Below are 20,470 nucleotides of genomic sequence, written 5' to 3' on the forward strand. Positions count from 1 at the left end.
TGTCAGCCGAGGTGAACGTGGACCACGTGGCGCACCATCGGGGTGAGGTCGGTGGTGGCGAGGAGGTCCAGGGCTCGGGTGGCTCGGAGGGTTGCGAGGCCGTGGATGTTGGTCCAGAGGGCGATGGCGCGGTCGCGGGCATCGTCGGGGTCAACCTGGGCAACCAGGTCGATGAAGACCTGGAAGAGCGGGAGTGATTGCTGGCGGAGATTCCCGCCGGCACCTTCCAGCAGGTCGTGCCTGAACAGCAGGTCGAACATGCCCGGCCGCTCGGCGGCGAACTCCAGGTAGCGCCTGGCTGCGGCGACCAGCAGCTCCTCAGGCGACTCACGGCGTACGCCGGCGGTTTGGAGACGACTCGCGAGATCGGTCAGGCCGGTGGCGGCGATGGCCGCGAGCAGTGAGTTGTGGGTGGGGAAGTAGCGCCGAGGAGCGCCGTGCGAGACGCCCGTACGCCGGGTGATGGCGCGCAACGAAAGGTTCGCCAGGCCGTCTTCCTCGAGCAACTCGACGCCGGCTTGAACGAGCCGATCACGCAACGGGACACCAGTCACGTAGACATTGTCTAGCATTCACCCTTCTCCTGCCGTACCTGAGGGTTGCCTCTTGCGTTGCCGGGTGGCAGCGGGATAGGAGGTCCTCATGTACGCCGAGGCCCTGGAGGCTGGTCGGGCTGCCCTTTCGCAGGGTGCCTGGCCGGTCGCCCGCGCGCGGTTCGAAGGAGCTCTCGAGGTTTCGGCAACCCCGGAAGCCTTTGAAGGACTGAGCTGGGCTACCTGGTGGCTCGAGGACGCGGCGGCTTGTCTGGATGCGCGTGAGCAGGCGTACCGGTTGTACCGCCAGGCGGGTGATATGCGGGGTGCGGCCAGGATGGCGTTGTGGCTGGGCGATGACCACAACGAGTTCTACGGGGCAGGGGCGGTTGCCGAGGGATGGTTCAACCGAGCCGCGCGGCTGCTCGACGAGCTGGAGTCCTGTCCGGAGCTTGGCTGGCTTCGGGTGTTCGACGCACACGCCGCGCTCGGGCGCCACGACACCGAGCGCGCGCGTGAACTCGCTGGTGAAGCACGCGAGCTCGGCCGGAGGCATCGCGCGGTGGATCTGGAGATGTTCAGCCTGGCCACCGAGGGGCTTGCGCTGGTGGAAGACGGGGCCGTCGAGCAGGGGATGCGGTGTCTCGACGAGGCGACGGCGGCCGCGCTCGGCGGAGAGTACGAGAATCTCGCGCCGGCCGCGTGGACGTGTTGCCGGCTGATGTCCGCCTGCGAGGAGATCCGCGACTACGAGCGCGGCGCCCAGTGGTGCCGGCAGATCGAGGAGTTCAGCCGGCGGATGGAGGCCCGGTTCGTCACCGGTGTCTGCCGGGCGCACTACGCGGCGATCCTCGGCTGGCACGGTCGATGGAGCGAGGCGGAGCTGGAGCTGATCGGTGCTCGCGAAGACCTCACCGCGAAACGCCCGTTCTGGCGGGCCGAGGCCGTCGTACGCCTTGGCGAGCTGCGACGCCGGCAAGGGCGGACGGCTGAGGCAGCAGCGTTGTTCGAGGAGGTCGCGTCCCATCCGCTCGCCCGTCGCGGCGTGGCCGAGCTCTGCCTCGATCGGGACGACCCGGCCGCCGCGCGGGACGTGCTGCACCGGATGCTGCGGCGGATTCCGGCAGGATCGGTTGCTCGTGCCTGGCCGCTCGAGCTTCTCGTCCGGGCCGAGACGGCCTTGGGTGACAACGAGTCGGCGGCGATCCACCTGGCGGAGTTCGGCGCGATCGCCGCGACAGTGGCCACGCCGCCGTTGCGTGCGGCGGCACGGTTCGGCGAGGGACTTCAGGCGGCCGCGGCCGGCGATCACGCGAAGGCGTGCCGCTGCTTCGAGGATGCGGTCGACCTGTTCGACGGCATGGCTCCCTTCGAGGCAGGGCATGCCCGGCTGGAGCTCGCGCGGAGTCTGCTGGCCCTCGGCCGCACCGATGCTGCTCGTCGAGAGGCCCGTACGGCGCTTGCAGCGGTCGCCGTACCGAGGCGGGACCAGGCCGAGTTGCTGACCTCTCTCGGTCTGCAGGGCACGGTGCTGAGTTTGCGGCAGGTCGAGGTACTGCGTCTGATCGCGGGCGGCCTCGGGGATCGGGAGATCGCCGGCCGCCTGGTGATCAGCGAGCACACCGTGCACCGGCACGTGGCGAACATCTACACCCGGCTGGACTGCTCGACCCGCGCCGCGGCCGTCTCCCGAGCGACCCAGCTGGGCCTGCTGTAGATGGCCTGAACAGGTGAAGCGCTCGCGGCATCGGGTGGTCGATGCTGCTGAGCATGGAGCTGCTGACGCAGTACAAGGAATCGGTGCGGGACACCTGGTCCACCGGGGACTACGACGCGATGCTGCGGGAAGAAGGGCTGTACGAGGCAGGAGCGCGCCTGGTGCGGACCGTCGCCGTTCAGCCTGGTGAGGATGTCCTCGACGTGGCCTGTGGGACCGGGAACGCCACGATTCCGGCCGCGGCGGCGGGAGCGCGGGTCACCGGGCTGGATCTGACTCCCGCGATGCTCGCGATCGCGCGCGAACGTGCCGGGGATCGCGACATCGAATGGGTCGAGGGAGACGCCGAGGATCTGCCCTTCCCGGATGAGCATTTCGACGTCGTACTGTCCACGTTCGGGTGCATGTTCGCGCCCCGGCACGAGGTCGTCGCCGACGAGATCGCCCGGGTACTTCGGCCGGGCGGCCGGATCGGACTGTGCGCCTGGACGCCGGAAGGGTCGATCGGCGAGTTCTTCCGGATGGTCGGTGGGTATGTCCCACCCGCGCCGGAGTTCGTCGATCCGCCACTGGCCTGGGGCGATGAGGACCACGTCCGGGAGCTGTTCGAGGGCACCGGGATCGAGCTCGAGTTCAGCCGTGAGCTCGCCGGGCTCCATCACGAGTCGCCGGAGGCCGCGGCTGATTGCTACGGGACGAAGTTCGGCCCGGTCATGCTGGCGCGGCAGGCATTGGGCGATCGATGGCCGGCTCTTCGGAACGACCTGATCGACCTGTTCACCCGGGACGGCAGGCCGAGCGGGACTGGCGTCGTACTGCCGTCCGAGTACCTCGTGATCCAGGGGCGGAAGTCAGGCGGGGCGGTGAGCCAGTAGGGAGTAGGAATTCGGAAGCCGGCCGGACCAGGCGGCCGCCTTGGTGCCGTCGGAGGGTCGCCAGAACGGTTCGGCGTACTCCTCGAGTACGTCGAGGCGCAGGCCGGCCGCAGTGATCGCGGTGACGACGTGGCCGAGATTCCATTGCCATTCGCGGGCGCCGTTGCCGGGGAACGTGTCGTTGACGTTCGTCTCGGCGAAGTAGCCGCGGTCCGGCCGGATCCGCGGCTCGTCCTCGTCCCAGGTCCACAGTGGAACCGTCGGATGCGCCTCGTACACGAACAGGCTCCCGCTCGGCCGCAGCACCCGAGCCACGTCCCGCGCCCACGCACCGATGTCGCGCATCCAGATCAACGCACCCTTGCCGGTGTAGACGAGATCGATCGACCCGTCCTTCACCGGTACGCCGGGAACCTCGGCGACGACGTACCGGCAGGCAACCCCCAGCTCGACCGCCCGCCGCTGAGCCGCCCCCGCCGCGACCGAGCTGTAGTCCACCCCGATCACCCGCGATGCCCCACCGTTCACGAGCGCGACGTCGTCCAGTCCATGCCCACTCTGAAAGTGCACCACCACAGGCTGATCGGCGAGCAACGGCCCCAGCAACTCCATCTCGCGCGGAAAGAAGTGCCCCCCATCCCGAGCCTCCGCCAACAGCTCGTCGTACTCCCGAACATGCTTGCCCGAAGCCCGTTCCCACACGACCTGATTACCCCGCACCACCTCATCCATCCGAAGAGTCTCCCAGGATTTCGTAACGCAGGCTGAGAATTCCGTCTGGGCTGGGGTCGGCGGTGATGAGGCGGAGTTGGGTGGGTAGTTGATCGAGCGTGAGTTCGGGGCCGTCGAAGATGGTGGGGACTCCCTGGCCGCCGATGGCGGTGGGGAGGAGGACGAGGTGGAGTTCGTCGATCAGGTCGGCGCGGAGGAGGGCGCCGTTCAGCGTGCCGCCGGCTTCTGAGACGACATGGGTGACGCCGAGGACGTCTCGCATGCGGTGGAGTGCGAGCGCGAGGTCGACGCGGTCGTTGCCGGCGACCAGATAGGGGATGGTTTCGCGGCGGAGAAACGCGAGGTACGACGGTGGGGTCGCGCGAGCGACGAGGAGCAGGAGATCAATGCCTTCCCCGCCCTTCTGATCCCAGTGCACGCGGCCGCGACCGTCCACGACCGTGAACCACTTCCGGTGGTCCGGATGGTCCACGACCTCTGGCGGCAGATAGTCCTCGAACAGCCCGTCGTCGTCCGCCGGTGGAAGCTCCAGCGGCGCGGCATCCTCGGTGACGAAGGTGCCGCTGCCCTCGAGGATCGCGGTCGGCGCGTACAACTCCTCGAGCAGAGCCATCCGCGCCGCATACACCGCGCCCGCGCCATCCGGCTGCATCGAGTGCCAGACGCGGCCGGCCTCCTCGGACAGCAGCAGCCGATCGCGCCCGAGTGTCACCCGGCCGTCCACCGACGCCGTCACGGATACCACCACACGCGCCCGAGCAGTCATGCCTGACTTCTATCAACGGCCGCCGACAGTTACTCGTTGTGCAGCACCTCGGCGATCGTCGCCCGGGCAGCCGACCGGGCCGGGAGCAGCGCGCCGAGGCCGGCGATGACGATGCCGGCCAGGACCAGCAGCGCGAGGAGTTGCGGCGGATAGACGTCGAGCATGAAATCGGGTACTTCGACCTGCGCGCCGTTCGCCATCGCCGGAACGACGAGCCGGTGAGCGACAACTCCGAGCGGGATCCCCAGCAATCCCCCGATCGCTCCGAGCGCGGCCATCGAGGTGACCACCATCAGCGTCACCTGGGCCGGCGTCATACCGATCGACTTGAGCATGCCGAGGTCGCGGCGCCGCTCGCGGGTGTTCAGTACGACGGTGTTGAACACGCCCAGCGCGGCCACGGTCCCGAGCATCAAGGTCAGCAGGATGACGGTCACCAGGACGACCGTGACGAAGGTGCCTGCGTCCTGACCTGGCGTCTGCTCCAGCCCCGGATCGCCGGCCTGCACGGCCTTGACGTAGGTGTCGATATCAGTGCCCGGCTGGAGCTGGACCTCGTACAACTGGGCCCGCGTCCCAGGTGCGACGAGCTGCAGTGTCGCCCAGTTGGACAGCACCTCGTCGCCGGAGTTGTAGAGGGCCTTGCCGACAATCTGCACCTGCATGCTCTTGCCCTGCGAGTCCAGCGTGATCGTGTCGCCGACCGCAAGCGCCCGCTGCCGCAGGAACCGCTCGGATACGACCACCTGGCCCGGTCCGTCGAACCACTGCCCTTCCAGCAGCCGGTAGCCAAGGTGCTCGAAATCCCCACGATAGAAGGACACTCGGAGGTCCTGACTCGTCCCGGCCAGCCGCATCGGGAGGTCCGCGCTCGCCGTCACGTACTGCACTCCGGGCGTGGACCGCAGCAGCGCCTCGTCCTCCGGATCGCTCAACTTCGCGACCGGCGGCCCGTCCTCCGACGGCGACTGCGGTCCCGTACCCGCGAACATCGTCAGGTCGACCGCACCCACGCGACTGGCGGCCGTCTGGTAGTCGGTCAACGACGTCCCGAGTCCCACCGCCAGCGTCACGCTTGTCACCCCGAGTACGACGGCAGCCAGCGTCAGCGCACTGCGCGCCGGGCGGGCGAACGGCAGACCGAGCCCGAGGCTGACCGACCGCGGCAGTCGGGTACCGCTCAGCCAGCGCTGCGCACGCAGACCGCGACCGGCACGCGGCGCACTGCCCGCGCTGATCGCCTGCGCGGCCGACAAGCTACGAGCGCGCAGTGCGGGCACCAGAGCGGACAATGCGACCAGGACAGGTACACCGACCATCGCAGCCACGTCGACCCACAGCGGTACGCCGACCCCACCGGCGCCGTAGTTCTCGAAAGCCCTTGTCAGCAAGGACTCCGCTAGCAGATTGCCCGCGACAACCCCTAGTGCACACCCGACGATCGCTGGGATCGAGACCATCGCCAGATAGACCGTCATCACCTGTGTGGGCGTGAAACCGAGCGCCTTGAGTACGCCGATGTGCCGGAAGCCGGCCACCACCGCACCACTGACCACGTTGACCACGATCAGCGCGGCCACCGCCAGTCCGAGCCAACCGAACACCATCAGGAACGGCACGAACGTGTTCGGCTCACCGGTAGCGAGTGCCTTCAAAGCAAGGTACGACTGCGTCCCCAGCAGAGCCCCGGACGGCAGGCCGGTCGTCACGGCGGTCTGGCCGGCGGTGATCTGCTCGTTCGTCGCGGCATCGGCGAAGCGATACAACATCTGGCTCGCCGTCGGATGCAACGCCGTCATCTGCTCCGGAACGACCCAGGCATCGGCCGACATGCTCACGCTGTAGGCGAACCCGACAACCGTCAGGGTCGGTCCACCGTCGGCGATGGCGAGCTTGGAGTCGAGAGTCATGGCCCCCGGGCCGTTGCTCGACTCGACCGGGTTCCGGTTCAGCACGATCTCGCCGGGCTTGTCCGCCCACCGGCCGTTCCACACGTTCAGCCGGTCGACCGGCCCACCGGCATCCCCCCGCCCGACTGTCACCAGCGAGTCGGGCTGACCGGGCTGCTGCCCCGAGCCAAGCGCCACTGTCGCCATGGCGAACGGGCCGGCCACTGCCTCGGCCGACTTGCTCGCTTCGGTGAGCTGCGAGTCCGTGACCTTGGTCCGGTCGTACGACGCGGCCAGGTGGGCACCGCTTTGCCGGTTGTACGCCTGGTCGAACGGACCACTCGATGCGGCCAGGAGTCCGAGTGCCACCACGATCATCGTTGTCGACAATGCGACAACGACACCGATCACGATCGTCTGCAGCCGCCGTCGTCGTACTGCTGCTCGCGACACCGGCCAGACGGCGCTCACGGCGTACGCTCCAAGGCGCGCTCGCCGGCGATCTGCCCGTCGACGACCTCGATCACGCGGCTGGCGCAGCGGGTCGCGAGTTGCTGGTCGTGCGTGACCAGCAGCAGGGTCTGACCGATCTGGTTGAGGTCGAGCAGCAGGTCCATCACCTGCTCGCCGGCGCGGGTGTCGAGTGCGCCGGTCGGTTCGTCGGCGAGCAGGACGGCGGGACGGTTCATCAGCGCCCTGGCGACGGCGACCCGTTGCCGCTCGCCACCACTGAGCTGGGCCGGATAGGTGTTGCGGCGACCGGCGATGCCGAGTTCCTCGAAGAGTTCGAGGGCCCGTTTGCGGGCCTGCGAGGCCGACGTCCCGGTCAGCTGCGCGGCCAGCGCGACGTTGTCGAGGGCGGACAGATCGTCGAGCAGGTTGAAGAACTGGAAGATCATGCCGATCCGGCGGCGCCGGTAGAGCGCGAGGCCCTTCTCGTTCAGCGCGCCCAGGTCCTCGCCGTGCACCGTGACCGTCCCCGAGGTCGGACGGTCGAGGCCGGCGACCATGCTGAGCAGCGTGGACTTGCCGCTGCCGGACGGTCCCATCACTGCCACAGCCTCGCCAGAGTGGATCTCTAGCGAAACCCCGTCGAGCGCGACGGATTCGCCGTACTCCTTGCGTACGGCGGTGAGCCGTACGACCGCCTGTCCGTTGCCTTCGTCATCGGTCATGGGTTCACGCTAGGAGCACCGGTGCCTGCCGGGCGTCAGCCTGCGGAGGTAACGTCCGCGGCGGGTCATCCTGCAGATGTACGCGTGCGGATGATGCGGAACCCGGACCGCCACTGGGACAGTGGTCCTTGTGTGGAACATCGTCTGGCTGATCGTTGCGGTGGTGGCGGTGCTCGCCGCCGGACTGCTCGCGGTCGCGTTGATCCGGGCCCAGCGGGCGCACGTCCGGGCGCTGGAGGAACGCGGCTGGCTGCTGGAACGCGAACGGGAGACGGCCGCGCGAAACGCGGTCGACGCCGAACGGGCCCGGATCGCCCAGGACCTGCACGACATCGTCAGCCACAACGTGAGCGTGATGGTGATCCAGGCCGGTGCTGCCCGCCACGTACTCGCGACCGAACCGGCCGATGCCGAGGCCGCGTTGCTGGCGGTCGAAGCGGCCGGCCGCGACACGATGAAGGAGCTCCGGCACCTGCTCGGCCTGCTCGTGCCGTCGGCCGACGGCGCGGACGAGACACTGGCCCCGCAACCGAGTCTGAGCCGGCTCAGTCCGTTGATCGACCGGATCGCGTTCGCCGGACTGCCGGTCGACGTACGGATCTCCGGGGAGCCGCGACCGCTTCCGGCCGGCGTCGACGTCACGGCGTACCGGATCATCCAGGAGGCGCTGACGAACGCGCTCAAGCACGGCGACGGCGTACAGGCACAGGTGACAGTCCGGTATGCCGACCACGCGCTGCGGATCGAGATCCTGAACTCCGGGCCGAGCGTGCTGTCCGGCGGACGTCCACCGGGGCCGGACGGCGAGGGGCGCGGGCTGCTCGGGTTACGACAGCGCGTGGCGGTGTACGGCGGGGACCTCGATGCTCGGCGTCGACTCGGTGGTGGGTTCCGTGTGCGGGCCAAGATCCCGTTGGAGCGCCCATGAGCGCGCCGCGGGTTGTGATCGCGGACGATCAGGCTCTGGTGCGGACCGGGTTCCGGATGATCCTGACCGCGCGGGGCATCGAGGTCGCCGGTGAGGCGGCCGACGGCGGCGAGGCCGTCGACGCGGTCCGGCGGCTGCAGCCTGACGTCGTCTTGATGGACATCCGCATGCCGTCGATGGACGGTCTGGAGGCGACCCGGCGCATCCTCGCCGAGTCGCCTGACTGCCGGGTGCTGATCCTCACCACGTTCGACCTGGACCGCTACGTGTACGCCGCTCTGGCCGCCGGAGCCAGCGGATTCCTGCTGAAGGACGTCACGCCCGAGCACCTCGCGGCCGCCGTCCGCCTGGTCAACACCGGTGATGCGCTGCTCGCTCCGTCGATCACGCGACGGCTGGTCGAACGGTTCGCGACCGGTGATTCGGTGTCGACGCCACCCGCCGTACATCGGGCCCTGGCCGCGCTGACGCCACGGGAGCTCGAGGTACTGACGCTGATGGGACACGGCCTGTCCAACGCTGAGCTCGCCTCCGAGTTGACCCTCAGCGAGGCGACAGTGAAGACTCACGTCGCCAGGATCTTCGCCAAGTTGTCGCTCCGCGATCGCGCCCAGGCCGTCGTACTCGCGTACGAAACGGGTCTGGTGGCCCCCGGAGCCTCGACGTGACGACGGTCTGCACTGGGGTTTGGGACATAAGGGGAATTGGTTGATGAGCGACGGACCGAGCGTCTGCATTCTGTGTGCCGAGAAGGGACCGTTCCGGCGGCGCGGGGAGAAGGGCGGCTACGGGATCGAGGAGTGCCCTGCCTGCGGGCTCGTGCAGCTCGTGCCCACACCGACGCCCGAGACCCTGCGAGCCCTCTACGAGGGCGACACGTACTTCGACGGCGAGGCAGGGACCGGGTACTCGGAGTACGAGGACCAGGAGGAGGAGTACCTGGCGACGTTCCGTGAGGACGTGCGCCGGATCGGTGAGTTCATCCCCAGCGGCCGGATCCTCGAGGTCGGCTGCGGGTACGGCTACTTCCTGCAGGCCGCGGAAGAGGCCGGGTACGACGCGTACGGGATCGACCTCTCGCCGATGGCCGTCGAGTGGGCCGCGAAGCGCCACCCGGACCGCGTGTTCCTCGGTCTGCTCGACGAAGTGCCCGAGATCCAGGACCAGAAGTACGACGTGATCTTCGGGTCGCACCTGATCGAGCACCTGACCGAGCCGGCCGACTTCCTCCGCCAGGCCGGCAAACTGCTCCGCCCCGGCGGCCTGGTCGTCATGGTCACCCCGAACATCAAGAGCCTGCTGTCCCGCGTCTCCGGCTCCCGCTGGGTCTCCTACAAGATCCCGGAGCACGTCAGCTACTACGACCCGGGAACCATCACCACCCTGCTGAACCGCACCGGCTACACGGTCCGCAGCGTCGACAGTGCGTACCAGTACTACGCCCTGCCGTTCATCGGCACTCGCGTCCGCGAACTCCTGAACCCGGTCTCCCGCCTGGTCCCACCGGTGGAGCGTCTGGCCGCCCTCCGCGACCGCAAGATCCGGGTCACCAGCGGTTCCATGCGCGTTCTGGCCGCCTGGGACGGCGACTGAGAATGACCCGTGCCGCGGAGAGAATCGCGGCATGCGTCTCGTCCTGACGATGGCGAAGAGGCTGCCGGACCAGGCCGTCGCCACGCTGGTCGACGAGGTCAAGCGTGGATTCGACGGGCACGACGAGGACTACTACAACAGCATCGAACTGGCCATCGACGACTACCGTGCCCGGTTCTCGCCGTCGACGAGGGCGGTGCGGGATCCCGATCTGGAGCGAGTGCTCTGGCTGCGCAAGGACGGCCGTGCCAAGGCGTCGACGTACGGCTCGTCGGGTCTGATCGTGACGGCGCCGGCGTCCGCGGTGGCTGCGGTGGCCGTTGGGTTCGATCAGGCCGCGCAGAGCGACGACGGCCGGCGTACGCACCGGGTCGAGTCGACGGATCGGCAGGTCGTCGTCGAGTGGACCGACAGTCCCGGCCTCGGTTTCCGGCTCGATCGCGTGGCGACGCAGCAGCTCGCCGACCTTCAGGCGAAGTACCCGGGGCTGACCGGGTGGATCCAGGGGCCGGACCGGCTGGCCGGCATCTACTTCGCGGCGGCGGACATCGAGTTGGACGCGCTGCTCACGGACCTGCCGAAGCTCGTGACGACTGAGCAGTTCAAGAAGCTCGAGCTCGGCTGGGGACCCGTCCGGGCACCCCAGGCGATTTTCGCCCAGGCGTTCACGCCGCAGATCCGGACGCTGATCGGGCCGCTGATGCAGGTCCCCGGCGTGACGCGGATCGACATCCGCGACGACGACGGCGTACCGAAACCGGAGTCGGTCACCGTCAAGGACCGCGCCGGGTACGTCGTCACCGTCGCGAGCCTCCGCACGGTCTGGGACTCGTACCTGTCGATCCAGCTGATCAGGAGACCGTCCAAGTACGTCGGGCAACCGGGCCACTGGGTCTTCCGGGGCTCGCTCTTCGACGCCGGCCCGGAGTACCGGATCCACACCGCGCTCGCCGACGTCGCCGGCGTGACTCAGGTGCAGGTCGGACCGGAGTCCGCCAACCTGACCATCGCGAAGGACATCACCGACCAGGACCTCGCTCGGGCCTTCAAGGCGATGGCCGGGCTTCCGGCCACGCACACGATCGATCTGGCGGTGAGTGGTGATCCGGAGACCCTCGACATCACACTGATCGGACGCGTGACCAGTCGCAAGTACGCCGCTCCGAGTCCCGCGCCGGCCGAAATCGATCCGGCCTTGCTCTCCCGGGTGTCGACCGCCTGGGCCCCCGCCGCCGACTGAAGATCTGCCGGGTGGGTACCCGGAACAGATCAGTTGGGAGGTCCGGGATGACGACGACGATAGGTAACCTGCCCGAGGTCGTCTCGCCAGAGGAGTGGCTCGCCGCCCGGCGGCAGCTGCTGGCGAAGGAGAAGCTGCACGAGCTGCTCCTCGGCCGCGGACGGATCGGCGACGTGCGGCAACTCGGCGTCTAGGACCGTCTTGCCAGGTGGAGCGTCAGGTCGGAGATCAGGGTCACCTCGTCCGGGAGCACCGTGGCGATCCGCTCGAAGACCTGCTCCCGGGTCGTGCTGCGGAGCAGCAGGTACGCCGAGAGCGTCGACAAGTGCCCGATGTAGCCCGCTGCCGTCAACGTCGTTCGCCGTTCGACGGAGGTCCGGCGTACGTCCGTGAAGCGGTCCGAGCGACGCAGTTCCGTCCCGGGCCACTCCTCCGAGGTGCCATCGGGTGGCGGAATGCCGTCGTCCTCCAGGAACTCCGACCTGGCGACGCGGACAGCCTCGTCGAGATCCTTGTCCGCGAGATACAGCGGTCTGTTGAAGGACACGAAGATCCCGCCAGGGTTGAGCAGCGCAGACACGCGCGTCCAGCGATCGGTCGGGTCGGTCCAATGCAGTGACGCTGCTGCGAAGACCAGGTCGAACGTGGAAGTCAGCGGGAGATCCTCGAACGCGCCCTGAACCGCGGTGACACTCGACGGCACATGCTTGCGCAACTGCTCCAGCATCGCCGCATCCGGCTCTGTGGCCGTCACCGCGATCCCCGTCGCGGCAAACACCCGGGTGGCCTTTCCGGTCCCTGCCCCGATCTCCAATGCGGTGTTCACCGTCCGACCGGCGTACTCCAGCACCTTGTCCACGAGCTCGTCCGGATACCCCGTCCGGAACCGCTCGTACGCCGCAGCCGCAGCCCCGAAACTCAACGCCCGCTCAACCATGCCTTGATGCTTCACCGTCCCGGCGTATGGCGCACCTGAGTTAGCTCACGAAGTGCGTCCGGGACTTTGAGAGGGGCGCCTCCCGTCTCTCGACCTGCAAGTGCCCGACGCAGCAGACCGACGTCCAGCGATGCCGGGTCGACGGCCGTGAGAGTCGCCCGCAATCTGTCGGGCTGGTCGCGGAAGATCATGGTCGCGAGCTGAACTTCAACGGGTACGACGGGGATCTGTGTCCCGTTCCAGTCGAGGACTGACCGCTCGCTCCACACTGCTCCGGCGGGGGTTTCGACCAGCAGATCTGTCGGCGCCGGACTATCGATGTACGCCAGCTCAACGGTGAACCCGGCCAGCGTCCACCGGCCGAATGTCCAGCGGGCCTGGCCGGGGTCGTCGAACGTCAAGGTCGGTTCGTCCAGGCTGCTGAACCAGAGGGGATCGGCCGGGCTCGATCGATCCGTCCGGCTTGGAAGCACGGTCGCCGCCGTACGGACGCCAGCGGATGTCGACACCGCAACATCGATGTCACCCGGCTCGATGGCTGCGCCGTGGAGTGCCGTCGCTGCGCTGCCAACCAGCATCCAGTCCACGTCGGTCCCCGCCAGCCGCACGGCAAGCTCCCGAAGCGCGTCCGACCATCCACCGTCCATGCGCCGACACTGCCACCCACCACCGACAACGCGGAATGTGATTGCTCGGGTGGGGGCGGTTTGGCACGATGCCGGCCATGCGTGGTGTGGAAGCGCCTGCGTGCTTGCTGGTGACGGGCATGCCTGGGGCTGGGAAGTCGACGGTGACCCAGCTGGTTGCCGAGCGGCTGCCGCGGTCGGCTCGGCTTGGTGGCGATGAGGTCAACCAGATGATCGTGAACGGGTTCGTCTGGGCGTTGGGTGAGCCAGCCGACGAAGCGGCGCGCCAGGTGGAGCTGCTGCATCGCAACCTGTGCGCGCTGGCCGGCAACTTTGCCGACGCCGGCTTCACGCCGCTGATCGACGCGATGATCCCGTCCCGCGCGAAGCTCGACTTCTTCCTCGACCTGCTCTCGCCTCGCCGGCTCCTGTTCGTCGTCCTCGCGCCGGGCATCGAGGTGTGCCGGCATCGCAACGAGATCAGGGATCCTGCCGAGCGGTTCGACTTCGACGGGTACGACGCCCTGGAAGCCGACATGCACCGCGAGTTCGGTGACGCCGGCTGGTGGATCGACACCTCGGCCATCACCCCCGCCCAGACCGCCGACCGCATCATCGCCGAAGCCCACCACCGCGCCCGCGTGAACTGATACCGGCCGCGCTCGACCTGGGTTTCAACAACGGCAACGGTCGCAAGGACGAACTCAACGAGAACCGCGGTGCGGTCGGTTGGGGAGAGGCGTACGTCCTGCAGTCCTACCTACTCATGTGGGAGGCCTACCGGGACCTGTACTACCTCGACAAGACGATCGATCACGCCGACCACATGCTCGCCACCCGCGACTCCGTGCGCGGCGTGACCGACTGGCGAGGCCTGTCGCTGCCCGCGTGGCGCATCTACTGGCCGTACTCCGCGGGCGGGTTGGCTCTCGCCGACGTGCTGGGACGCCCGTCGCTGCGGCTCCGGACCGCGTGGACGTTCGCGGAGAGCCTTGGCGTCACCGTGTCCGCCGGGACCAATCCGGGCACCTTCAAGATCACGACGTACCACCGCGACAACCATGTCGGCCGGACCCACGACAACCTGACGATGGACCCCACTTCGGCCGACTTCGCCGTACCCGGATCAACGCGGCCTTCGACGGCCGGGTCGATCTGCTGACAGCCAAGGACCTGCGGCCGTCGCCGGACGTCACCAGCGACGACCTGACCCAGCTGTGCCGCACGTTCAGTCAACGGGTCTTGGTCACGACACCGGATGGGAGGCCGACGGTCACCACGAACGTGGACGGGAGCGGGCCGTTGTCCAACCCGGCGTACGAGACGATCATCCCGGCCTGGCTCGGCGTGGCGTCGTTCGGCGACACCCAGGCACTGGTCCGCGCTGCCGCCGAGCGGTTGGCGGTCAACAATCCGGCGCCCGACGTCGTCCCCATGTTCTCGACGGCCTACCTGAACTGGGCCGCTCGCACCGGCGCCCGCCTGCGCTGAGCCCAGTAGGTGGGTGATGCTTCAGATGCCCTCGGCGAACGCGCTCCGGATGCTGTCCCCGTACGCATCGTCCGCGAGCGCGGGTAGGTGCGCCTGGCCCAGTTCGAAGTGCCGACGAGCGGTGGCATCATCACCGAGGCGTCGGTAGTCCACGGCCAAGTTCAGATGGAGGGACGGCAGGAGGGCGTTCTTGCCGCCAGGATTGCCTCTCTCGATGGCTCGCTGGTCGGTCAGTTCGTCCATCAGAGCGAGCGCCCGGAGGTCCCACGCGAGTTCGTCCTCGGGGTTCTCCTGCACATCAGCCAGCGAGTGAGCAAGGAAGACCTTGGCGAACGCATCGTCTCCGCTGTCAACCTCAGCAACCAGGGGCTCCATGAGGGCCTTCGCTTCAGGCGAGCGACCCTGTTCGCGAAGGGCAATCCCCGCACGAATAGTTGCGTACGCAGACAACTCGGGCGGCGTAGTCATGCTGCGTAGCCTATGGGTATGGCTGAGGTGATTCCGATTGCGCGTAGTCGTCCCATCTCGCGTGGGTCCGAGCGAGCGATGTTGGAGAGCATGCTCGACTTCTACCGGGCCACTGTGGTCAACAAGGTGGCGGGGCTGACGGATGATCAGGCGTTCACGGCGGTGGTTTCGCCGTCGAGCCTGACGCCGGCGACCGTGGTGAAGCATCTGGCTGGGACCGAGCGGTTCTGGTTCAGCATCGACTTCGCGAATCTCGACGTGGAATGGCCGTGGCTGGAGGAAGATCTGCACGGCAACTTCCGGATCGAGCCTGGCGACACGTTGGCTGCGATCGTCGATGACTATGTCCGGGAGTGCGAGAACTCTCGACGCGCGATCACGGACGCTGACCTCGAGGAGTCCGCCCGCGGTGAGGACATGGACTTCACGCTGCGGTTCGCGATGATCCACATGATCGAGGAGACCGCCCGCCACTGCGGTCACCTGGACCTGTTGCGCGAGGCAACAGACGGCACCGTTGGCACGTAGCCGTAGGTGCATGTCCGCACGCCCCGCTGGTCGGTATCGGTGCGCGCTAGCCCTCGGAGAGCGCTTCGATCACGTCCTTGGAATGGGTCAGCGGCACCCTGCTGCCCTCGAGCTCGATCCGCGAGTCGCTCTCGGAATGGATCAGCTCGAGCACCCTGACGTTCACTCGCTGGTGAACCTTCACCTCCAGCCCCGCCCTTGCGACGTTGAAGACCATCGCACCGGGCTCCTTGCTGCGCGACCGGCCCGCGAAGCCGTAAACCCCGTCGGCGGTCACGCCGACCAACATGTACTCGGGCATCCCGTGGGCGGCCGCGTTCACGCGCATGCCACCGATCACGCCCGCGAAGTCACCGACGGCCTCACCGACCGAGCCACCGACTCCGCCCAAGGTGCCGCCCGCCAAACCGCCGGCGAAGAGCGAGCCGGTCTGGCCGCGGGGGTTGAACTGGCCTGCGGCGATCACCTCATCGGCGATCCCCTCGCGCGTCAGAGCCTGCTGAACCGCGCGCTCGATCGTTTCCTCGGACATCGCTCCTCCTGGCGCTCGGTTGACCAGCCGTAGCGCTCCCAGACTCGCAGGTATAGCTCCGAGTTGACAGGACGCCCGTTGACGGCGCCGGGGATGCGCTGTGGAGCCCCTGAACGAGAGGAGGCCGGCCGCGGATGCGACCGGCCTTCTTCCTTGCTCATCCCTGTAGAGCCCAAACCACGGTCTGACCTGCGGTTTCCTGACTCCGGGGAGTGGCGGAGGATACGAGATTCGAACTCGTGAGGGGTTGCCCCCAACACGCTTTCCCATTCCTCGGGTGCCGTGTCCGGGCAGGGCCTCTGGCGAGGTCAGGCATCTCACCCACCCGGGGTGACGCAATCCGACCCACCCACGGCGAGACTCACCAGGGACATCGGGTGGCGGGGCCCGCGCCCGCGGAGGTACCGATGCCTGGCCGGCGGTACGGGCGGGGGGATCATGAGCGACAACCAACCGAACATCGTGTTCTTCTTCTGGGACAACTTCGGGTGGGGTGAGCTCGGCTGCTATGGCGGTGGAGTGCTGCGGGGTGCGCCTACTCCGCGGATCGACGCGCTGGCCGATGAGGGCCTGAAGTTGTTGAACTTCAACGTCGAGGCGCAGTGCACGCCGAGCCGGTCGGCCTTGCTGACCGGGCGTCATGCGATCCGCTCGGGTACCCAGACCGTGGATGTCACCGGCGGGCCCGACGGGATGACCCGGTGGGAGGTGACGATCGCCCAGGCGCTGTCCGACGCCGGCTACTCCACCGGGATGTGGGGCAAGTGGCACCTGGGCAGCGATCCCGAGGAGCGCAGCCCGGTGGACTTCGGCTTCGACGAGGCGGTGTGGAGCCCGCGCACCGCCGATGAGGTGCTCTGGACTATGCAGTCGTACTTCCCGAACGGTCCGGTGACCGCCACCCCGTATGCCGGACAGACGCAGATCCCGCTCGTCCCGGAGCCGATCTACTCGCGGAGGAAAGGCGAGACCGCTGAGGTCGTCTCGACCTACGACGCGGAGTTCCGGGCCGGGTTCGACCGCAAGATCACGGACTGGGCCTGCGACTTCATGGCGCGCTCACACGAGGCGGACAAGCCCTTCTATGTCTACCTGCCCTACACCCAGGTGCACATTCCGCCGATCCCGGACCCGGAGTACGCGGGCAAGACCAAACGCGGGAACTGGGCCGACATCCTCACCCAGATGGACGACTTCACCGCAACGATCCTCGACAAGCTCGACGAGCTGGGCATCGCCGGGGACACGATCGTGGTGTGGGCCTCCGACAACGGCGCCGACACCACGTTCCGCTTCCCGGCGATCGACCCGGACCCGGCCGGCGGCCAATGGCACGGCTTCTCCGGGCCCTGGCGGGGCGGGCTGTTCACCGCGTTGGAGGGCTCCAACCGGACACCGTGCCTGGTCCGCTGGCCCGGCAACGTCCCCGCCGGCAGGGTCAGCAACGAGATCGTGCACGAGGTCGACTTCTTCACCACGCTGGTGAAAGCCGGTGGCGGCGCAGTGCCGGGTGACCGGCAGATCGACGGCATGGACATGTCCGGCTTCCTGCTGGGTGATGCCGAGGAGTCCGGCCGCGACATGGTCCTGTGCCTGCAGGGCAACCGGCTGCAGGCGGCGAAATGGCACCAGTGGAAGGTCCACCTCTTCCAACAGGACGACTTCTACTCCACGTGGGTGCCGTACAACGTGCCGATCCTCTACAACCTGGAATGGGATCCATCGGAGGAGCACCCGGTCGACTTCCCGCACGCCTGGGTTCTGCACCCGATTGCCGCAGCGGCCGGAGCCTTCCTGAAATCGCTCGTGGCGGAGCCGCCCATCAAACCGGGTACACCCGACCCCTACGAGCCACCCACGCCCGGTGAGCTCCGTCCGGAAACGCACCTGCAGATCGGGCCGATCATGCAGTACATCACCACGCTGGTCAGATCTCATGACGAGCTTCCCGACCCGCGCACCGGTATCGAGCACTCTTCCGGATGAGCGAGGGCACGGCAGGCACTCCGGCACGGGCACCGAAGGACGAGGGCGCGGTCACCGACCTGTGCATTCTGTTCGCCTGCTTTGCGGGACGATCGCAGGCGGCGAAGACCCGCAGGGAGCTGGGCAAGCGCATCGTGCAGAGCGGGGACGCGATCCTGGACGAGGTGGTCGTGACCATCAGCTCGAAGCGTAGGACGCTGGTCTACGACCCGCGCCGAACCCTGGCCGGTGTCCTGACCCCCGCGCTGACGTGGGGCGTCTTCGGTCTGCTCGCCGGGGGGTTGCGAAGCCTGGTGGTCTGGGCCGTGCTGGGCGCAGTCTGCGGCGGCCTGTACGCCTACTACTTCGAGCACCTGCTCGCCAAGGACGAACTGCGGCGCATCGGTGGCCGACTGCCCGGCGACTCCTCAGCCATCGTCGCGTTCGTGCGCGGACCCGATCCCCGGCGGATCCTGTCGACCGCCGCAGCCCTCCAGCCGGTGACCGTGAGCGTCGCCGCGGTCGCAGCGGACCTGTCCGGACGTGTGTACCTCGGCGCAGCACCATCGAAAGGGGCTACGGTCACCCGGGACGGCGCCGCACCGGACACTGGCCAGGGCGCCGAGCTGAGCATGCTGCTGGTGCGGTTCGCCGGCGAACACACGGCGCGACAGACCCTGGTCACCGTAGGATCCTCCCCCACGCACCAAGACCAGAACGAGCCACAGGTCGAGCTGGTCATCGAGACCAACCCGCACGGCAGCCGCCGGGTCGTGAACCCCACCACGGGAAGCGCGGCCGTCGCGAAGAGCGATGCGATCAGCTGGGGGCTGTTCGGCCTGGTGTGGGGCGTCATCGTGGGCTTCACCGGCGACGGCGGGATCCTGGGCTCCATCGAGAGCGGCCTCGTCACAGGCATCCTGTGGGCCCTGTTCGGCGTGGTCGCCGGCGCGCTGTATGGCCTGTGGGCGGGCCGCGGGCTGTCCGCCGGGCGACTGAAGAGACTTGGCGCCTTCGTGCCACCCGCCACCTCGCTGGTCGTGGCCTGGGCGGAAGGATCTCCTGACCCGGAAACGATCGAGCGGTGGGCCGGATCCGAATCGCGGCGACTGACTCTGCGTTTCACCCCGGCGGGACACGGCGCCGTACTGGAGATGTGAGCGCACCGTGACTGCTCTAAACCACGGCCCCATGACGTGTGTGACGACTCGTGCGCCCGCGGACATCGCCGACGTCTGTCGGCAGCCATCGCCAAGCCGCCCCGGATCACCGATGAGGACATAGCCCGACTCGGTCGAAGAGGCGCAGCGCATCATGGAGACGGCGGCAGAGCGGCAGGGAGAAGCGCTCGCACTGCGGTGGGTCGATGTGGAGATCCTGAGGCGGCACCGCTCAGAGCAGGGCGAACAGCGGCGGAAAGCCCGGCGGGAGCGGGTAGCCGGCGACTGGGTGTTTGTGTCGCCAACCGGGGAGCCCCTGAATCCCAACACCGACTGTCACGAGTGGAAGGCGGCGACAGGGACGGCGCAGCCGGAGTCCTGGCAGCGGGGCTACGGGACAACTGACACGGAATGACACCGGGGCGGCTCCTTGACTAGGGAGCCGCCCCCGGCTGTGTGTCATCCTCCCGGACCTCGGAACCGCGGTCTGACCTGAGATTTCTCTGGTCCGGGTGAGTGACGGAGGATACGAGATTCGAACTCGTGAGAGGTTGACCTGGCCTAATTGCGCGCGAATTGCACGACAGGCCGGAACCGGTCGACCTCGGCTTTCAGCTGATAGCTCGGTTACCACTCGTCGGCTACGCGCATCGGATGCTCGCGCAGGGAGGCTTTGAATGCGGCGCTGCGAGGACCGACCGATCGTGTCAGGAGGAGGTCATCGGAGACCCAGGTGCTCCCATCCGCTCCGGCCAGGATCGTCGCACCGGGGGCAAGCTCCCAGCCGGCCCGACTGTAGAACTCGACAAGGTGCGGGCCACAAGTCAGGACCCCCACATCTGCTTGGCCGGCGTCGATGCGGGCAACCGCAGCGGCAACCAGCCGTCCGGCCCAGCCCTCACCTCGAAAGGCAGGGAATGTCATCACCGCTGTCGGGCTCTGCACGACGTAGTGCTCTCCGCCAACTGACACGGTCGTAGTGATGATCTCAAGGTGGCTGACGAGCTGGGAACCAGCCGCGTACAGCAGGTGGTGAGGCCTCAAGTCAGGATGAGAGGTCCAGTCACGGAACCGGTTCGGTCCGGTGAATCCCTCCGGCCAGCTGATGCGCAGGAACGACAGTACCTGCGCCTTGAGAACCTCCGGCAGATGTTCGTCGGCACACTCGCGGAGTTCGATGTTCGTCTGCACGTCGACAGGGTTCTAGTCTCACGGCACGCTTCGCAACTCGTTTACGGTGTGGGATGTGCCTGCGCAGGCGAACTGGGACACCTGGGACAGTCCCCGCGTAGGAACAACTGAGACGGAACGACTC

General features: G+C 68.0%; 23 protein-coding genes and 1 tRNA gene. 13 read left to right on the forward strand and 11 right to left on the reverse strand.

What is annotated here, in order from left to right; genetic code table 11:
• Nucleotides 1–2 precede the first annotated feature (2 nt).
• Nucleotides 3–572, reverse strand: coding sequence for a TetR/AcrR family transcriptional regulator (locus ACIBG5_RS08525; RefSeq protein WP_396390902.1), 570 nt, complete (start codon nucleotides 570–572; stop codon nucleotides 3–5).
• Nucleotides 573–642: 70 nt separating this feature from the next.
• Here ACIBG5_RS08525 and ACIBG5_RS08530 point away from each other — a divergent pair, with 70 nt between their 5' ends.
• Both ACIBG5_RS08530 and ACIBG5_RS08535 read left to right on the forward strand, forming a co-directional pair.
• Nucleotides 643–2,250 (forward strand): LuxR C-terminal-related transcriptional regulator, encoded by a 1,608-nt coding sequence (locus ACIBG5_RS08530; RefSeq protein ID WP_396390903.1) that lies wholly within the window; start codon nucleotides 643–645, stop codon nucleotides 2,248–2,250.
• Between the two features lie 53 nt (nucleotides 2,251–2,303).
• Nucleotides 2,304–3,125 carry a class I SAM-dependent methyltransferase gene (locus tag ACIBG5_RS08535; protein ID WP_396390904.1) on the forward strand — a complete coding sequence of 274 codons (822 nt, stop codon included), beginning with the start codon at nucleotides 2,304–2,306 and terminating at the stop codon, nucleotides 3,123–3,125.
• On the opposite strand, the gene ACIBG5_RS08540 is transcribed toward ACIBG5_RS08535, so the two are convergent.
• From ACIBG5_RS08540 to ACIBG5_RS08555, 4 genes are read right to left on the reverse strand one after another with little or no spacing between them, the layout of a single operon-like run.
• Nucleotides 3,102–3,857, reverse strand: a complete 756-nt coding sequence (locus ACIBG5_RS08540) for a class I SAM-dependent methyltransferase (protein ID WP_396390905.1) — start codon at nucleotides 3,855–3,857, stop codon at nucleotides 3,102–3,104. The two genes, ACIBG5_RS08535 and ACIBG5_RS08540, sit on opposite strands and share 24 nt — an antisense overlap.
• Complete coding sequence (locus ACIBG5_RS08545; protein WP_396390906.1) at nucleotides 3,850–4,623, reverse strand: RibD family protein; 774 nt, start codon at nucleotides 4,621–4,623, stop codon at nucleotides 3,850–3,852. The genes ACIBG5_RS08540 and ACIBG5_RS08545 overlap by 8 nt, the downstream gene beginning before the upstream one ends.
• Nucleotides 4,624–4,652: 29 nt before the next feature.
• Nucleotides 4,653–6,983: an FtsX-like permease family protein gene (locus ACIBG5_RS08550; RefSeq protein ID WP_396390907.1), complete on the reverse strand. Its 2,331-nt coding sequence runs from the start codon at nucleotides 6,981–6,983 to the stop codon at nucleotides 4,653–4,655.
• Complete coding sequence (locus tag ACIBG5_RS08555; RefSeq protein ID WP_396390908.1) at nucleotides 6,980–7,687, reverse strand: ABC transporter ATP-binding protein; 708 nt, start codon at nucleotides 7,685–7,687, stop codon at nucleotides 6,980–6,982. The genes ACIBG5_RS08550 and ACIBG5_RS08555 overlap by 4 nt, the downstream gene beginning before the upstream one ends.
• Nucleotides 7,688–7,817: 130 nt before the next feature.
• On the opposite strand from ACIBG5_RS08555, the gene ACIBG5_RS08560 reads away from it, so the two are divergent.
• From ACIBG5_RS08560 to ACIBG5_RS08580, 5 genes are read left to right on the forward strand one after another with little or no spacing between them, the layout of a single operon-like run.
• Nucleotides 7,818–8,615, forward strand: coding sequence for a sensor histidine kinase (locus tag ACIBG5_RS08560; RefSeq protein ID WP_396390909.1), 798 nt, complete (start codon nucleotides 7,818–7,820; stop codon nucleotides 8,613–8,615).
• Nucleotides 8,612–9,283: a response regulator gene (locus tag ACIBG5_RS08565; RefSeq protein WP_396390910.1), complete on the forward strand. Its 672-nt coding sequence runs from the start codon at nucleotides 8,612–8,614 to the stop codon at nucleotides 9,281–9,283. The genes ACIBG5_RS08560 and ACIBG5_RS08565 overlap by 4 nt, the downstream gene beginning before the upstream one ends.
• 43 nt (nucleotides 9,284–9,326) lie before the next feature.
• Nucleotides 9,327–10,208 carry a class I SAM-dependent methyltransferase gene (locus tag ACIBG5_RS08570; RefSeq protein ID WP_396390911.1) on the forward strand — a complete coding sequence of 294 codons (882 nt, stop codon included), beginning with the start codon at nucleotides 9,327–9,329 and terminating at the stop codon, nucleotides 10,206–10,208.
• 31 nt (nucleotides 10,209–10,239) lie between these two features.
• Nucleotides 10,240–11,448, forward strand: a complete 1,209-nt coding sequence (locus ACIBG5_RS08575) for a hypothetical protein (RefSeq protein ID WP_396390912.1) — start codon at nucleotides 10,240–10,242, stop codon at nucleotides 11,446–11,448.
• A gap of 47 nt (nucleotides 11,449–11,495) precedes the next feature.
• Nucleotides 11,496–11,642, forward strand: a complete 147-nt coding sequence (locus ACIBG5_RS08580) for a hypothetical protein (RefSeq protein ID WP_396390913.1) — start codon at nucleotides 11,496–11,498, stop codon at nucleotides 11,640–11,642.
• Here the strand turns inward: ACIBG5_RS08580 and ACIBG5_RS08585 are convergent.
• Both ACIBG5_RS08585 and ACIBG5_RS08590 read right to left on the reverse strand, forming a co-directional pair.
• Nucleotides 11,639–12,385 (reverse strand): class I SAM-dependent methyltransferase, encoded by a 747-nt coding sequence (locus ACIBG5_RS08585; protein WP_396390914.1) that lies wholly within the window; start codon nucleotides 12,383–12,385, stop codon nucleotides 11,639–11,641. The genes ACIBG5_RS08580 and ACIBG5_RS08585 overlap by 4 nt on opposite strands.
• An 11-nt stretch (nucleotides 12,386–12,396) precedes the next feature.
• Nucleotides 12,397–13,032, reverse strand: coding sequence for a hypothetical protein (locus ACIBG5_RS08590; protein ID WP_396390915.1), 636 nt, complete (start codon nucleotides 13,030–13,032; stop codon nucleotides 12,397–12,399).
• A 77-nt stretch (nucleotides 13,033–13,109) separates the two neighbouring features.
• Between ACIBG5_RS08590 and ACIBG5_RS08595 the strand changes: the two genes are divergently transcribed.
• The 3 genes from ACIBG5_RS08595 to ACIBG5_RS08605 all read left to right on the forward strand — a co-directional run bounded on the left by ACIBG5_RS08595 (nucleotide 13,110) and on the right by ACIBG5_RS08605 (nucleotide 14,502).
• Complete coding sequence (locus ACIBG5_RS08595) at nucleotides 13,110–13,661, forward strand: AAA family ATPase (protein ID WP_396390916.1); 552 nt, start codon at nucleotides 13,110–13,112, stop codon at nucleotides 13,659–13,661.
• Nucleotides 13,577–14,173 carry a hypothetical protein gene (locus tag ACIBG5_RS08600; protein ID WP_396390917.1) on the forward strand — a complete coding sequence of 199 codons (597 nt, stop codon included), beginning with the start codon at nucleotides 13,577–13,579 and terminating at the stop codon, nucleotides 14,171–14,173. Before ACIBG5_RS08595 ends, ACIBG5_RS08600 begins: the two co-directional genes overlap by 85 nt.
• Nucleotides 14,174–14,253: 80 nt before the next feature.
• Entirely contained in the window at nucleotides 14,254–14,502 is a 249-nt protein-coding gene (locus tag ACIBG5_RS08605; protein WP_396390918.1) for a hypothetical protein, read from the forward strand.
• A gap of 21 nt (nucleotides 14,503–14,523) precedes the next feature.
• On the opposite strand, the gene ACIBG5_RS08610 is transcribed toward ACIBG5_RS08605, so the two are convergent.
• On the reverse strand, nucleotides 14,524–14,970 hold the full coding sequence (locus tag ACIBG5_RS08610) for a hypothetical protein (RefSeq protein WP_396390919.1): 447 nt from the start codon (nucleotides 14,968–14,970) through the stop codon (nucleotides 14,524–14,526).
• An 18-nt stretch (nucleotides 14,971–14,988) separates the two neighbouring features.
• Here ACIBG5_RS08610 and ACIBG5_RS08615 point away from each other — a divergent pair, with 18 nt between their 5' ends.
• On the forward strand, nucleotides 14,989–15,498 hold the full coding sequence (locus ACIBG5_RS08615; RefSeq protein WP_396390920.1) for a DinB family protein: 510 nt from the start codon (nucleotides 14,989–14,991) through the stop codon (nucleotides 15,496–15,498).
• A gap of 46 nt (nucleotides 15,499–15,544) precedes the next feature.
• Here ACIBG5_RS08615 and ACIBG5_RS08620 read toward each other — a convergent pair whose 3' ends face one another.
• Together ACIBG5_RS08620 and ACIBG5_RS08625 are read right to left on the reverse strand one after the other, a co-directional pair.
• Nucleotides 15,545–16,030, reverse strand: a complete 486-nt coding sequence (locus ACIBG5_RS08620) for a hypothetical protein (protein WP_396390921.1) — start codon at nucleotides 16,028–16,030, stop codon at nucleotides 15,545–15,547.
• A 213-nt stretch (nucleotides 16,031–16,243) separates the two neighbouring features.
• Nucleotides 16,244–16,377 (reverse strand) — tRNA-OTHER (locus tag ACIBG5_RS08625).
• A 91-nt stretch (nucleotides 16,378–16,468) separates the two neighbouring features.
• Between ACIBG5_RS08625 and ACIBG5_RS08630 the strand changes: the two genes are divergently transcribed.
• Nucleotides 16,469–18,016, forward strand: a complete 1,548-nt coding sequence (locus ACIBG5_RS08630; RefSeq protein WP_396390922.1) for a sulfatase-like hydrolase/transferase — start codon at nucleotides 16,469–16,471, stop codon at nucleotides 18,014–18,016.
• Entirely contained in the window at nucleotides 18,013–19,155 is a 1,143-nt protein-coding gene (locus ACIBG5_RS08635) for a hypothetical protein (protein WP_396390923.1), read from the forward strand. Before ACIBG5_RS08630 ends, ACIBG5_RS08635 begins: the two co-directional genes overlap by 4 nt.
• 627 nt (nucleotides 19,156–19,782) lie before the next feature.
• Here ACIBG5_RS08635 and ACIBG5_RS08640 read toward each other — a convergent pair.
• Nucleotides 19,783–20,346 carry a GNAT family N-acetyltransferase gene (locus ACIBG5_RS08640; protein ID WP_396390924.1) on the reverse strand — a complete coding sequence of 188 codons (564 nt, stop codon included), beginning with the start codon at nucleotides 20,344–20,346 and terminating at the stop codon, nucleotides 19,783–19,785.
• Between the last annotated feature and the right edge of the window lie 124 nt (nucleotides 20,347–20,470).

Source organism: Kribbella sp. NPDC050241 (assembly GCF_044459685.1).
GTDB lineage: Bacteria > Actinomycetota > Actinomycetes > Propionibacteriales > Kribbellaceae > Kribbella.